Annotated in this window: 12 protein-coding genes and 1 riboswitch; of the genes, 5 read left to right on the top strand and 7 right to left on the bottom strand. The window is 73.3% G+C overall.

Features of this window, described 5'->3' with window-relative positions; all coding sequences use genetic code 11:
- Positions 1-18: 18 nt before the first annotated feature.
- The 4 genes from ABZ312_RS05300 to trpS form a co-directional block, all read right to left on the bottom strand.
- Positions 19-951, bottom strand: a complete 933-nt coding sequence (locus ABZ312_RS05300; RefSeq protein ID WP_500436524.1) for a YihY/virulence factor BrkB family protein — start codon at positions 949-951, stop codon at positions 19-21.
- Between the two features lie 33 nt (positions 952-984).
- Positions 985-2,385: a pyridoxal phosphate-dependent decarboxylase family protein gene (locus ABZ312_RS05295; protein WP_500326542.1), complete on the bottom strand. Its 1,401-nt coding sequence runs from the start codon at positions 2,383-2,385 to the stop codon at positions 985-987.
- A 46-nt stretch (positions 2,386-2,431) separates the two neighbouring features.
- The gene (locus ABZ312_RS05290) at positions 2,432-3,031 is read right to left on the bottom strand and encodes a 2'-5' RNA ligase family protein (RefSeq protein ID WP_500326540.1); all 600 of its coding nucleotides are present in this window, start codon (positions 3,029-3,031) and stop codon (positions 2,432-2,434) included.
- Positions 3,032-3,203: 172 nt separating this feature from the next.
- A complete protein-coding gene (gene trpS / locus ABZ312_RS05285) occupies positions 3,204-4,217 on the bottom strand; it encodes a tryptophan--tRNA ligase (RefSeq protein WP_500326538.1) in 1,014 nt (337 codons plus the stop codon).
- 143 nt (positions 4,218-4,360) lie between these two features.
- Here trpS and ABZ312_RS05280 point away from each other — a divergent pair, with 143 nt between their 5' ends.
- From ABZ312_RS05280 to ABZ312_RS05270, 3 genes are all read left to right on the top strand, one after another.
- The gene (locus ABZ312_RS05280; protein WP_500359442.1) at positions 4,361-4,921 is read left to right on the top strand and encodes an RNA polymerase sigma factor; all 561 of its coding nucleotides are present in this window, start codon (positions 4,361-4,363) and stop codon (positions 4,919-4,921) included.
- Positions 4,918-5,682, top strand: coding sequence for a hypothetical protein (locus tag ABZ312_RS05275; RefSeq protein WP_500436522.1), 765 nt, complete (start codon positions 4,918-4,920; stop codon positions 5,680-5,682). Before ABZ312_RS05280 ends, ABZ312_RS05275 begins: the two co-directional genes overlap by 4 nt.
- 100 nt (positions 5,683-5,782) lie before the next feature.
- Positions 5,783-6,505 carry a hypothetical protein gene (locus ABZ312_RS05270; RefSeq protein WP_500332146.1) on the top strand — a complete coding sequence of 241 codons (723 nt, stop codon included), beginning with the start codon at positions 5,783-5,785 and terminating at the stop codon, positions 6,503-6,505.
- A 50-nt stretch (positions 6,506-6,555) separates the two neighbouring features.
- On the opposite strand, the gene ABZ312_RS05265 is transcribed toward ABZ312_RS05270, so the two are convergent.
- Entirely contained in the window at positions 6,556-7,998 is a 1,443-nt protein-coding gene (locus ABZ312_RS05265; RefSeq protein ID WP_500359439.1) for a glycine hydroxymethyltransferase, read from the bottom strand.
- 30 nt (positions 7,999-8,028) lie between these two features.
- A riboswitch (ZMP/ZTP riboswitch) is annotated at positions 8,029-8,115 on the bottom strand.
- 131 nt (positions 8,116-8,246) lie between these two features.
- On the opposite strand from ABZ312_RS05265, the gene rocD reads away from it, so the two are divergent.
- Positions 8,247-9,452 carry an ornithine--oxo-acid transaminase gene (rocD, locus tag ABZ312_RS05260; RefSeq protein WP_500332144.1) on the top strand — a complete coding sequence of 402 codons (1,206 nt, stop codon included), beginning with the start codon at positions 8,247-8,249 and terminating at the stop codon, positions 9,450-9,452.
- A gap of 52 nt (positions 9,453-9,504) precedes the next feature.
- Here the strand turns inward: rocD and ABZ312_RS05255 are convergent, their stop codons facing one another.
- A complete protein-coding gene (locus tag ABZ312_RS05255; RefSeq protein ID WP_500332143.1) occupies positions 9,505-10,023 on the bottom strand; it encodes a carboxymuconolactone decarboxylase family protein in 519 nt (172 codons plus the stop codon).
- Positions 10,024-10,073: 50 nt separating this feature from the next.
- On the opposite strand from ABZ312_RS05255, the gene pdxR reads away from it, so the two are divergent.
- A complete protein-coding gene (gene pdxR / locus ABZ312_RS05250) occupies positions 10,074-11,534 on the top strand; it encodes a MocR-like pyridoxine biosynthesis transcription factor PdxR (protein ID WP_500436520.1) in 1,461 nt (486 codons plus the stop codon).
- 75 nt (positions 11,535-11,609) lie between these two features.
- Here the strand turns inward: pdxR and ABZ312_RS05245 are convergent, their stop codons facing one another.
- Positions 11,610-12,599 (bottom strand): malate dehydrogenase, encoded by a 990-nt coding sequence (locus ABZ312_RS05245; RefSeq protein WP_500332141.1) that lies wholly within the window; start codon positions 12,597-12,599, stop codon positions 11,610-11,612.
- Positions 12,600-12,708 lie beyond the last annotated feature (109 nt).

The following is a 12,708-nucleotide window of genomic DNA, read 5'->3' as shown; positions in this document are numbered from 1 at the left end:
CCGGGCCCTTCCGCGTCGTCAGGCAGTCTCGGGCCGCTCGGGCCGCGCGTGCTCCGGCCCGCCCGGCCCACCCGGCTCGTCCTTGCGGGCGGCGGCCGCTTCGGCGCTGTGCGGGGTGGCCGTCCAGGCCGCGCAGTACAGCAGCAGCTTCGCCGTGAAGTTGATCCACAGCAGCAGCGCGATGGGCACCCCGAAAGCGCCGTACATGCTCTTGGTGGCCACGCTCTGCAGGTAGCCGCTGATGAGCAGCTTCAGCGCCTCGAAGCCGATCGCCCCGATGAGGCTCGCCACGACGACGTCGCGGCGGTTCGGGGTGACCCCGGGCAGCAGGGTGAGCAGGTAGGCGAGGATCAACAGGTCTACGAGGACGGCGATGCAGAAGCCCGCCACCGACAACAGGGCCCGCCCCGGACCGTGTTCGTCGAGGCCGATGGCGTCGCCGAGACGGCCGACGGCCGTCCCGGCGAGGGCCGAGCAGGCGACGGAGAGCAGGGCGACGACACCCAGGCCGACCAGGACGCCGAAGTCCTTGAGCTTCTGGACGAAGGGGTTCTCGGGCTCGTCGTCCTTGTGCCAGACCGCCCTGAGGCAGTCGCGCAGGGCGCCGACCCAGCTGACGCCGGTGACGACCAGCAGGACGGCGGCGATGGTGCCCACCGTGCCCGCGTTGTCGACGAGCCCGCCGATGTTGAGCTGGTCGGCGATGCCGGGGACCTGCTCGGCCAGCTTGTCCTCGAGTTCCTTCAGCCGGCCGGGGGACAGCAGGGCCGCGCCGACGGCGGCGCCGACCGTCAGCAGCGGGAAGAGCGCGACGAAGCTGACGAAGGTGATGGCGGCGGCGAGCCTCGTCCAGTGCACGTCCTCCAGATGTTCGTACGTGCGCCAGGCGTGGGTGCGCATGAGCCGCGCGATCCACGGTCCGATCACTGGGAGCCGAGTCAGCCATTCCATACCGCGCGCCTACCCTCCGTCACGACGTGCACTCTAGGTGGCGGTCGTCGTCGCGGTGGTGATCGCGTCCAGGACACGGTCCGTGTCGGCCTCGGATGTACGCCAGTTGCTGAAGGCCGCCCGCACGGCGGGCACGCCGTGGAGGACCGTCGGGGTGAGGAAGGCTTCCCCGGAGACGGCGACGGCGCGGACGAGCGCGTCGACGCGCCCGGGTGTCGGGTCGTCGGCCAGGGTGAAGCAGACGACGTTGAGCCGGACGGGGGCCAGCAGCCGCAGACGGGGGTCGGCCTCGATGCGCTCGCCGAGGCGCCGGGCGCAGGCGGCGTTGCGTTCGACGACCTCGCGGTGGCCCTCGCTGCCGTAGGCGGTGAGGGAGAACCAGGCGGCGAGGGCCCGCAGCCGGCGGGAGTTCTCGGGGGTGAGGTGGAGGAAGTCCGGGTCGGGGAGGGACGGCAGGCCCAGGTAGGGCGAGTCGTTGTGGAAGACCCGGACCTGGAGGTCCTGGCGGCGGGTGAACTGGACGGCGGCGTCGTAGGGCACGTTCAGCCATTTGTGGAGGTCGACGCAGACGGAGTCCGCGGCGTCGATCCCCTCGGCGAGGTGCGCGTACGCGGGTGACAGCGCGGCGAAGCCGCCGAACGCGGCGTCGACGTGGAGCCAGAAGTCGTGGCGCTCCTTCAGGGCGGCGATCGCGCGCAGGTCGTCGAAGTCGACGGTGTTGACGGTGCCCGCGTTGGCGACCACGACGGCGGGGCGGCCCTCCAGCGACTCCAGCGCCGCGGCGAGGCGGCCGACGTCCACCGCCTCGCGGCCACCGGGCAGCACCGGTACGCGGGTCAGGGACGACCGGCCGAGGCCGAGCACGGACAGGGCCTTGCCGATGCTGGAGTGCGGGGTTCCGGACAGCACCGTCACCGGGCCGAGCGCGGTCAGCCCGTCGCGGGACACGGACAGCCCCCGCCGTTCGCCGAGCCACTCGCGCGCCACGGCGAGGCCCACGGTGTTGGAGACGGTCGCACCGGTGACGAAGGCACCGCTGTGCTCCGCGCCGAGGCCGAGCAGCGCGCGGAGCCAGCCGACGGTCTCGCGTTCCAGGGCGGCGGCGGAGGAGTCGCCGCCCGCCGAGACGTTCTGGTCGTAGGTACTGGTGAGCCAGTCCCCCGCGACGGCGGCGGGGGTCGCTCCCCCGGTCACGAAGCCCAGGTAGCGCGGTCCGGCGCTGCCCGAGAAACCGGGTGCCCAGCGCTGCTCGAAGAGCGCGAGCGCGCCGTCGGCGCCGGTCCCGGTGACGGGGAGGGGCTGCGGCTCGGGTGCGGGCCCGGGGCGGGCGGCCGGCCGGTCGTCGACGGCCGCCAGCTCACGGGCGGCCAGGTCCCTTACCGCCTGGAGGAGTTCGGGGAGGTGTGCGCGGTCCGCGGCGAGTGTGGGGTGCATGGCGGCAGCGTAGGCGGGCGGTCGTGCGCGGCTCCGCCCGGCGGCCTCACGCGTGCGGTGGTCCTCCCGCGGGAGCCGGGCTGAGCGGCTCGCACGCACCGGGCTGGTGCGGCACGAGGGGATGCCCGGCGCCGCCGAAGGGGTAGTCCCGCACACTGCGCCAGACGCCCTCGTCGTCCTGCTCGTACAGCGAGAAGCAGCTGACGGTCCAGGTGGCGACGAAGTCGGACAGCTCCGTCTCGGCGCGGTCCAGCGCCTCGTCGGGGATGCCGTGGCCGATGGTGACGTGCGGGTGATACGGGAACTGGAGCTCGCGCCGGACCGGGCCGGAGCGGACCCGCTCCTGCAGGTCGGCGCAGTCGAGGCCGCCCTGGACGAGCTCGACGTAGACGACCGGGGTGACCGGCCGGAAGCTGGCCGTGCCCTCCAGCCGCATGGGGAAGGCACGGCCGGTGGCGGCGACCTCGGCGAGGTGCTCCCGGAAGGCCGGGAGCAGCGCCGTGTCCACCTCGGTGGGCGGGAGCAGCGTGACGTGGGTCGGGATGCAGTACGCCAGCGGGTCTCCGTAGCCGGCGCGGCGCTGCTGCAGCAGGCTGCCGTAAGGCTCGGGGACCGCGATCGACACGCCGATCATGCGGTTTCCCACGTGTTCACCCCTTCCCCGGGTCGGTTCGCGGCATCGTACGCACGCCGTACGACACCACTGCGTCAGCTGCCAGTGTGACGCGCGCGCGGCCTCCCGCGCGAGCGTCGTCCGTCACACCTGCGCGGGACCTAAGGCCCCTCTTTCCGGGCGTCCACGGGCGCGGAAGGAGCCGTCAGTGCTTCGCGGGCAGGAAGCCGATCCTCTCGTACGCCTTCGCCAGGGTCTCCGCGGCGACGGACCGGGCCTTCTCGGCGCCCTTCGCGAGGACCGAGTCCAGCGTCTCCGGGTCGCCCAGGTACTCCTGGGTGCGCTCGCGGAAGGGCGTGACCCATTCCACGAAGACCTCCGCGAGGTCGGTCTTGAGCGCACCGTAGCCCTTGCCCTCGTACTTCTGCTCGAGTTCCGGGATACCGGTGCCGGTGAGGGTGGAGTAGATGGTCAGCAGGTTGCTGACGCCCGGCTTCTCCTGCTCGTCGTAGCGGATCACGGTGTCGGTGTCGGTGACCGCGCTCTTGATCTTCTTCGCCGAGGTCCTGGGCTCGTCGAGGAGGTTGATCAGGCCCTTCGGGGACGCCGCCGACTTGCTCATCTTCGACAGCGGTTCCTGCAGGTCGTAGATCTTCGCCGTCTCCTTGACGATGTAGGCGCCGGGGATGGTGAAGGTCTCGCCGAACCGGCCGTTGAAGCGCTCCGCGAGGTCGCGGGTGAGTTCGATGTGCTGGCGCTGGTCCTCGCCGACCGGGACGGCGTTCGCCTGGTACAGCAGGATGTCCGCGACCTGCAGGATCGGGTACGTGAACAGGCCGACGGTGGCCCGGTCCGCGCCCTGCTTGGCGGACTTGTCCTTGAACTGCGTCATGCGGGACGCCTCGCCGAAGCCGGTGAGGCAGTTGAACACCCAGCCGAGCTGCGCGTGTTCGGGGACGTGGCTCTGGACGAACAGGGTGCAGCGCTCGGGGTCGAGCCCGGCGGCCAGCAGCTGGGCGGCGGCGAGCCGGGTGTTGGCGCGCAGCTCGGCCGGGTCCTGCGGCACGGTGATCGCGTGGAGGTCGACGACCATGTAGAAGGCGTCGTGGGACTCCTGCAGGGCCACCCACTGGCGGACCGCGCCCAGGTAGTTGCCCAGGTGGAACGAACCTGCGGTGGGCTGGATGCCGGAGAGCACACGGGGACGATCGAGAGCCATGGCACTCATTCTCTCAGGTCCGCGCGGATTCCACGGCCGCGGTGGGAACCCGGGGGCGGGCAGCGGTGTAGTAGGGGTGACGGGAGCCGCACGGGGGCGGCGCCGGCGAGGGGAGGGGGTCCGCCACGGAGGGGGAGGCGGCGGTGATCGCGCGCGTACGCGCCGGTGAGCGGGAGGCGTACGCGGAGCTGGTGCGCCCGCACGCGGACGTCGCGCACCGCACCGCCGTGCTGCTCGGCGCGGGCGCCGACGCGGAGGACGTGGTGCAGGTCTCGTTCGTCAAGGCGTACCGCGCGCTCGCGACCTTCCAGGAGGGGGCTGCCTTCCGGCCGTGGCTGCTGCGGATCGTCGCCAACGAGGCGAGGAACGCCGGGCGGGCTGCGCGCCGTCTGAGGTCGGCGGTGGAGCGCAACGCCGTGCTGGAGGCCCTGCCCCTCGCGGAGGACGACCCGGAGTCGCTGGCGGTGTCGCGGGAACGCCGGGCGGAGCTGCTGTCCGCCGTGCGGGCGCTGAGCGAGCCGCACCGGATGGTGGTCACCTGCCGCTATCTGCTGGACCTGGACGAGGAGGAGACGGCGACGGTGCTCGGCTGGCCGCGTGGCACGGTGAAGTCCCGGCTGCACCGGGCCCTGGCCCGGCTGCGGGCGGGGCTCGGCGAGCCGGTGCTGTCCAGCCCGCGCGACGACGGGGGGCGGCGCCCATGACCGACCGTCTCCCGGAGGAGCTGCGCGAGGTGGGCCGGCGGCTGCGGATCCCGGCGCCGTCACCCGACTCCGTCGCCGAGCAGGTGCTGGCCCGGCTGCTGGCCGAGGCGGTGCCGGCCCCCGTCGTGCCCGCCCGCGCCCCCGCCCCCGCCCCCGGCCGCGGCCGCGGCGCCCGGGCGCGCGCGTGGGCCGCGGCGCGCTGGCGTGCCCTGACGGCGGCGCTGTGCGGGCTGCTGGTGGTGCTCGTGCTCACCCCGCCGGTGCGGGCCGCGGTCGCGGACTGGTTCGGCTTCGGCGGCGTCGTCGTGCACCGGGACCCCTCCGCCCGCCCGAGCACGGGCGCCCCGCCACCGGTGCGGGGGGACGCGCCGCTGGACGGGGCGTACGTGCCGGCCGAGCTGGGCGAGCCGGACGGGGTGTCGGTGGTCGACGGGGGGCGGGTGCTGTCGATGAGCTGGCGGGTGGACGGACGCACGGTACGGCTCGACCAGTTCCGGGCCACGATCGACGTGGTCTTCCTCAAGACGGTCGGCGACGCGGTCGAATGGGTCGATCTGGGCCCCGGGAACGACTACGGGGTGTGGTTCGCCGAGCCCCACTACGTCCGGCTCGTCGACCCCGACGGCGGTGCCCGCCGCGAGCCTCCCCGGACGGCCGGACCCACCCTCGTCTGGCAGCGCGGGCAGACGACGCTGCGCCTGGAGGGCGTCCCGGACCTGGCACGCGCGGTCACCGTCGCGAAGTCCGCCCGGCCGCGTTAGGGCCTCCTCCGCGTGCCTCGTCCCGGTCCCCTTCCCCGGACGGGAACCTGGCGGGCCCGGGCGGTGTAACAGGGGGAGGAACGAGCGAGAGGGGGACCGGATGCGGATCAGAAGGATCGTCAGCTGGGCCGGAGTCACCGTCACGGCGCTCGCCGCCGTGGTCGGCGGTTCGGGCCCGGCGGCCGCGGGCGGGCCGACCAGCGTGATGCTGGTCGCTCCGGGCAGCGGCAAGGCCGCGGGCATCTACGCCAGTTCACCCGACTACCAGGAACTGGACCAGTCCATCGGGGACGGCCCGAAGGAGGACCCGCCGGACTCGCTGTCGGACGTGATGAACGACCACCACCGCCAGGTCACCGTGACGTGGCTGATCCACGACGTGTCGGTCTGGAAGGTGGACTACGTGTACCCGGACGGCCCCGGCGGTGCCTGGGTCCACACCCGCACGGTGACCGACACGGGTCTGCCGGAGCAGGGTGTGTGGCGCAAGGCGGCTCAGCCGGAGGAGCTCGACCGCCTGCTCGGCCGGCTGGGCCTCATGGGGTCCGACAAGGGTCTCGGCGTCAGCGCCCCGGACTACCCGCTCGGCCCGGACGGCGCCACGACCGTCCAGGAGACCGCGGCGGCCGCGCCGGATGACCCCGCCACCGCCGCGCAGGCCACGGCGGCCGGGGACGGCGGCGGACCGGACGGCTGGTGGCTGTCCCTGCCCGGGCTCGGCGTCGGCCTGCTCGTCGGTGGCGCCGGCACCTTCCTCGTCCTGCGCCGGATATCCCGGCACACACCCGAGGAGGGGCCCCGCCAGGAGCTCGTCGACGCCTGACGCGACGGGGGTGCGGGCCACGCCGGCACGCACCCCGCGCGGGCGGCGGGTCAGCTCAGGTCGATCCCGGGGTAGAGCGGGAAGCCGGCCAGCAGGTCCGCCGCGCGCTGCGCGATCTCGTCGGAGACCTTCGCGTCCAGCACGTGCTGCGCCTTGGAGGGCTTCCCGGCCGAGGTGACGCCCGCCGTCGTGGCCGTGAGCACCCGGTCGATCAGCCCGGCGATCTCGTCCATCTCCCCCGTGCCGAGGCCGCGCGTGGTGAGCGCGGGGGTGCCGATGCGGATGCCGGAGGTGTACCAGGCCCCGTTGGGGTCCTGGGGGATGGAGTTGCGGTTGGTGACGATGCCCGAGTCCAGCAGTGCGGCCTCGGCCTGCCGGCCGGTGATCCCGTAGGAGGACTCGACGTCGATCAGGACGAGGTGGTTGTCCGTGCCACCGGTCACCAGCGTGGCACCGCGCCGCAGCAGCCCCTCGGCCAGGGCCCGGGAGTTGTCCACGATGCGCTGCGCGTAGCTGTGGAATTCGGGGCGGCGGGCCTCCGCCAGGGCCACCGCCTTGGCGGCCATCACGTGCGGCAGCGGGCCGCCGAGCACCATGGGGCAACCGCGGTCTACCTGCTCGGCGAGCGAGGAGTCGCACAGCACCATGCCGCCGCGCGGGCCGCGCAACGACTTGTGCGTGGTGGTGGTGACGATCTGCGCGTGCGGCACGGGGTCGAAGTCACCGGTGAGGACCTTGCCGGCGACCAGGCCCGCGAAGTGCGCCATGTCGACCATCAGCGTGGCGCCCACCTCGTCGGCGATCTCCCGCATGATCCGGAAGTTCACCAGCCGCGGGTAGGCCGAATAGCCCGCCACGATGATCAGCGGCCGGAACTCGCGGGCGGTCTTGCGCAGGGCCTCGTAGTCCAGCAGCCCCGTGGCGGGGTCGGTGCCGTAGCTGCGCTGGTCGAACATCTTTCCCGAGATGTTGGGCCGGAAGCCGTGCGTGAGGTGTCCGCCCGCGTCCAGGGACATGCCGAGCATGCGCTGGTCGCCGAGCTCGTGGCGCAGCCGCGCCCAGTCCTCCTCGCCCAGGTCGTTGACCTGGCGGGCCCCGGCCCGCTCCAGCGCGGGCGCCTCGACCCGGGCGGCGAGCACGGCCCAGAAGGCGACGAGGTTGGCGTCGATGCCGGAGTGCGGCTGGGCGTAGGCGTGCTGGGCGCCGAACACCTCGCGCGCGTGCTCGGCGGCGAGCGCCTCGACGGTGTCGACGTTGCGGCAGCCGGCGTAGAAGCGGCGGCCGACCGTGCCCTCGGCGTACTTGTCGCTGAACCAGTTGCCCATGGTCAGCAGCACGGCCGGGGAGGCGTAGTTCTCACTGGCGATGAGCTTGAGCGAGGCACGCTGGTCCTCGATCTCCTGGCCGATGGCATCGGCCACGCGCGGCTCGACGCCCCTGATCACCTCAAGGGCACTGCGGAAGGCGGTGGATTCGGTGGAACCACTCGTCATGTCAGACCTCCTGCTGCACGGCACGGCATACGGGACGGCCCAGGCGCACGGCACACAGTTCACGGGCCGCTCCCCGATGGTCAATCCCATCCCAGCGCGCCAGTCACGACCCGTGGCCAGCCTAGCAACGCCCGTGGGGAAGCCGCCCGGCGCGAGGTTTCTTCGCATCCGGGACGAGCGACGATAGAAAGGGGCCCCACCGGGCCCCAGCGCCACAACTCCCGACGTACCACGAACGGAGCATTCACGTGTCGACCGCCGCCGAGCACATCGCCGCCACCGAGGCGCACAGCGCCCACAACTACCACCCCCTCCCGGTCGTCGTCGCCTCCGCCGAAGGCGCCTGGGTGACGGACGTCGAGGGCCGCCGCTACCTCGACATGCTCGCCGGCTACTCGGCGCTGAACTTCGGGCACCGCAACGCCCGTCTCATCGAGGCCGCCAAGGCCCAGCTCGACCGTGTGACGCTCACCTCGCGGGCGTTCCACCACGACCGCTTCGCGCGCTTCTGCACCGAGCTGGCCGACCTGTGCGGCATGGAGATGGTGCTGCCGATGAACACCGGTGCGGAGGCCGTCGAGACGGCGGTGAAGACGGCCCGCAAGTGGGGCTACCGGGTCAAGGGCGTACCGGACGGCCAGGCCAAGATCGTCGTCGCCGCGGACAACTTCCACGGGCGGACGACCACCATCATCAGCTTCTCCACCGACCCCGAGGCCCGCGCGGACTTCGGCCCGTACACCCCCGGCTTCGAGGTCGTCCCGTACGGCGACCTGGCCGCGCTGGAGGCGGCGCTGGACGACCGCACCGTGGCCGTGCTGATGGAGCCCATCCAGGGCGAGGCGGGGGTCCTGGTGCCGCCCGCCGGGTACTGGGCGGGCGTGCGCCGGCTCACCGAGGAGCGCGGGATCCTCTTCATCGCCGACGAGATCCAGTCGGGACTGGGCCGGACGGGCCGGACCTTCGCGTCGGAGCACGAGGGCGTCGTCCCGGACATGTACGTGCTGGGCAAGGCGCTCGGCGGTGGCGTCGTCCCCGTCTCGGCGGTCGTGTCCTCCGCGGAGGTGCTCGGGGTCTACCGGCCCGGCGAGCACGGCTCCACCTTCGGCGGCAACCCTCTGGCCTGCGCGGTGGCCCTGGAGGTCCTCGCGATGCTGCGCACCGGCGAGTACCAGCAGCGGGCCACCGAACTCGGCGACCACCTTCACCACGAGCTGGCACTGCTGACCGGCAGCGGCGCCGTCACGAAGGTCCGCGGCCGCGGTCTGTGGGCGGGCGTGGACATCGCCCCGGAGCACGGCACCGGCCGGCAGGTCTCCGAACGGCTCCTGGAGCGGGGTGTCCTGGTCAAGGACACCCACGGCTCCACGATCCGGCTCGCGCCGCCGCTGGTGATCTCCAAGGAGGACCTGGACTGGGGTCTCGACCAGTTGCGGGCCGTGCTGTCGGCCTGAGCCCCGGGAACCGGGTCCGGGTCCGGGTCCGGCCAGGGGTGTGCCCCGGCGGTCAGACGCCGTCGGGGCGGACCGCCGGGGACATCCGCGTCGTCACGCCGATGCGGTTCCAGGCGTTGATGGTGACGCACATGGCGATCAGCCGGGCCAGTTCCTCCTCGTCGAAGACCCGGGCGGCCTCGTCGTAGACCTCGTCCGGGACGCCACGCTCCCCGAGCCGGGTCACCGCCTCGCTCAGCGCCAGCGCGGCACGCTCACGCACGGTGAAGAACGGGGTCTCCCACCACACGGTGAGCCCGTTGAGCTTCTGCTCGGTCAGCCCAAGCTTGCGGGCGTCGTTCAGGTGCTGGTCCACGCAGTACGCACAGCCGTTGAGCTGCGAGGCACGGGCCTTGACCAGTTCCTTGATCACGGGGTCCAGGCCGCTGGCCGCCGCCGCGTCCAGCGCGATCATCGCCTTGTAGAAGTCGGGGGCAGCCTTGCCGAGCACCATGCGCGGCGCGTGGGCGGGCACCAGGTCGTCCGGGCCGAGGTCGGACGGAGCGCCGGCGGAAGTCGTGATCATCGTCATGCGACCCAACGTAGTGACAAGGTGGCCTCGGCCCGTGGTCCACTTGGAGGGTGAACGATTGGGCCATTTCAGGGGTCGACCTCCATCTGGACCTCGCCGGCGGCACCGGTGCGCGCGCCGGGCTCGAGGACGCGCTGCGTGAGGCCGTGCGCGACGGCAGGCTCTCCCCCGGCACCCGGCTGCCGTCCTCCCGGACGCTCTCCAAGGACCTGGGCGTCGCCCGCAACACCGTCGCCGACGCCTACGGGCAGCTGGTGGCCGAGGGCTGGCTGACCGCCCGCCAGGGCTCCGGCACACGCGTCGGCGACGGCTGGCGCGCGGCCGCCCCGCGCCGCGGCGGCCACGCCCGCGCCACCGCACCGCAAACGGAGGGCACCGCGGACCCCGCCGGCACCCCGGAGCCGGCCGGACCGCCGCAACCCCGGGAACAGGTCCCGTACGACCTGCGACCCGGCTCGCCCGACCTCGGCTCGTTCCCCCGCGCCGCGTGGTCCGCCGCCGCGCGCCGCGCCCTGGCGGCCGCGCCCAACGAGGCCCTCGGCTACACCGACCCGCGCGGCCGCCCCGAACTGCGCGAGGCCCTCGCGGCGTACCTGGGCCGGGTGCGCGGCGTGCGCACCACCGCGGAGCTCGTGGTGGTGTGCACGGGCTTCGTCCAGGCCGCCGGGCTGATCGGCCGTGCCCTGCGAACCCGGGGGGCCCGCAGCGTCGCCGTCGAGGCGCTCGGCTACCCACACACCCTGCGCATCGTGCGGAGGGCGGGGCTCACCACCGTCCCGCTGCCCGTCGACGACGACGGGGCGCAGGTCTCCCTCCTCGACGCCGGCGTCGACGCCGCGCTGCTCACGCCCGCGCACCAGTTCCCGTACGGCGCCCCGCTCTCCCCCGCGCGGCGCACGGCCGCGGTGGCCTGGGCCCGCGCCACCGGCGGCCTCGTCGTCGAGGACGACTACGACGGGGAGTTCCGCTACGACCGGCAGCCGGTCGGCGCCCTGCAGGGGCTCGCGCCCGAGCACGTCGTCTACGCCGGAACCGCCAGCAAGAGCCTCGCCCCCGGGCTGCGGCTGGCCTGGCTCGCCCTGCCGCCCGCCCTCGTGGAACCCGTACTCGCCGAGAAGGTCCTCGCCGACCACCAGTCCCCCGTGCTCGACCAGCTGACCCTCGCCGAACTCATCGTCTCCGGCGGCTACGACCGCCACGTGCGCCGGATGCGGCTGCACTACCGCCGCCGCCGCGACCGCCTCGTCACCGCGCTCGCCGCCCGCGCCCCCGCCGTGCGGGTGTCGGGCATCGCCGCCGGCCTCCACGCCGTACTGCGGCTGCCGCCCGGCACCTCGGCCGACGCGCTGGTCGCACGGGCGCGCGAGCACGGCCTCGGCCTGCAGAGCATCACCGACTTCGGCGGCACGGAGGACGACGCGATCGTCGTCGGCTACGGCGCACCGCCCGAGCACGCCTTCTCCGGCTGCCTGGAGGTCCTGTGCGCGCTGCTCGCCGCGCACACCGGCTGAGCACACGGAACGGCCCTCCGCCGCGCCCGTGCGGGGCGCGGCGGAGGGCCGTTCGTGGGACTCGGCGTCCCGGACTCAGATGAGGCCGAGGCCGCGGACCGCGTCGCGCTCCTCCTCGAGCTCCTTGACCGAGGCGTCGATGCGCGCACGGGAGAACTCGTTGATGTCCAGGCCCTGGACGATCTCGAACCTGCCGTCCTTCGCGGTCACCGGGAAGGAGGAGATGAGGCCCTCCGGCACGCCGTAGGAACCGTCGGAGACGACACCGGCGGAGGTCCAGTCACCCTCGGCGGTGCCGTTGGTCCAGGTGAAGACGTGGTCGATCGCGGCGTTGGCGGCCGACGCGGCGGAGGACGCGCCACGGGCCGCGATGATCGCCGCACCGCGCTTGGCGACGGTGGGGATGAATTCCTCGGCCAGCCACTTCTCGTCGTTGACGGTCTCGGCGGCGTTCTTGCCTGCGACCTCGGCGTGGAAGATGTCCGGGTACTGCGTGGCGGAGTGGTTGCCCCAGATGGTGAGGCGGCGGATCTCGCTCACCGGCACGCCGGTCCTCTTCGACAGCTGCGAGATGGCGCGGTTGTGGTCCAGGCGGGTCATCGCGGTGAAGCGGTCGGCCGGGACGTCCGGGGCCGAGGACTGCGCGATGAGCGCGTTGGTGTTCGCCGGGTTGCCGACGACGAGGACGCGGATGTCGTCCGCGGCGTGGTCGTTGATGGCCTTGCCCTGCGGGCCGAAGATGCCGCCGTTGGCCTCCAGCAGGTCCCCGCGCTCCATGCCGGCGGTGCGGGGGCGGGCGCCGACGAGCAGGCCCACGTTGGTGCCGTCGAAGGCGACGTTCGGGTCGTCGGAGATGTCGATGCCCTGGAGCAGCGGGAACGCGCAGTCGTCCAGCTCCATCGCGGTGCCCTCGGCGGCCTTGAGCGCCGGGGTGATCTCCAGCAGCCGCAGCTTCACCGGGACATCGGGGCCGAGCAGGTGGCCGGAGGCGATGCGGAAGAGCAGCGCGTAGCCGATCTGGCCGGCCGCTCCGGTTACGGTGACGTTGACGGGAGTGCGAGTCATTGCCTTCTCCTGGCCTTCTCCTGCTGGATCCCTTGCCGCCCCGGCAGCGTCCCTTGCCCCGGAACGGGGATCTCTCGGCGTCAAGAGACCCACGCCAGGCTATACCCGT

It is taken from the genome of Streptomyces sp. NPDC006207 (assembly GCF_040613835.1).
Classification (GTDB): Bacteria; Actinomycetota; Actinomycetes; order Streptomycetales; family Streptomycetaceae; genus Actinacidiphila.
The sequence above is the reverse complement of the archived record's forward strand: the minus strand, read 5'-3'. Positions and strand labels throughout refer to the sequence as shown.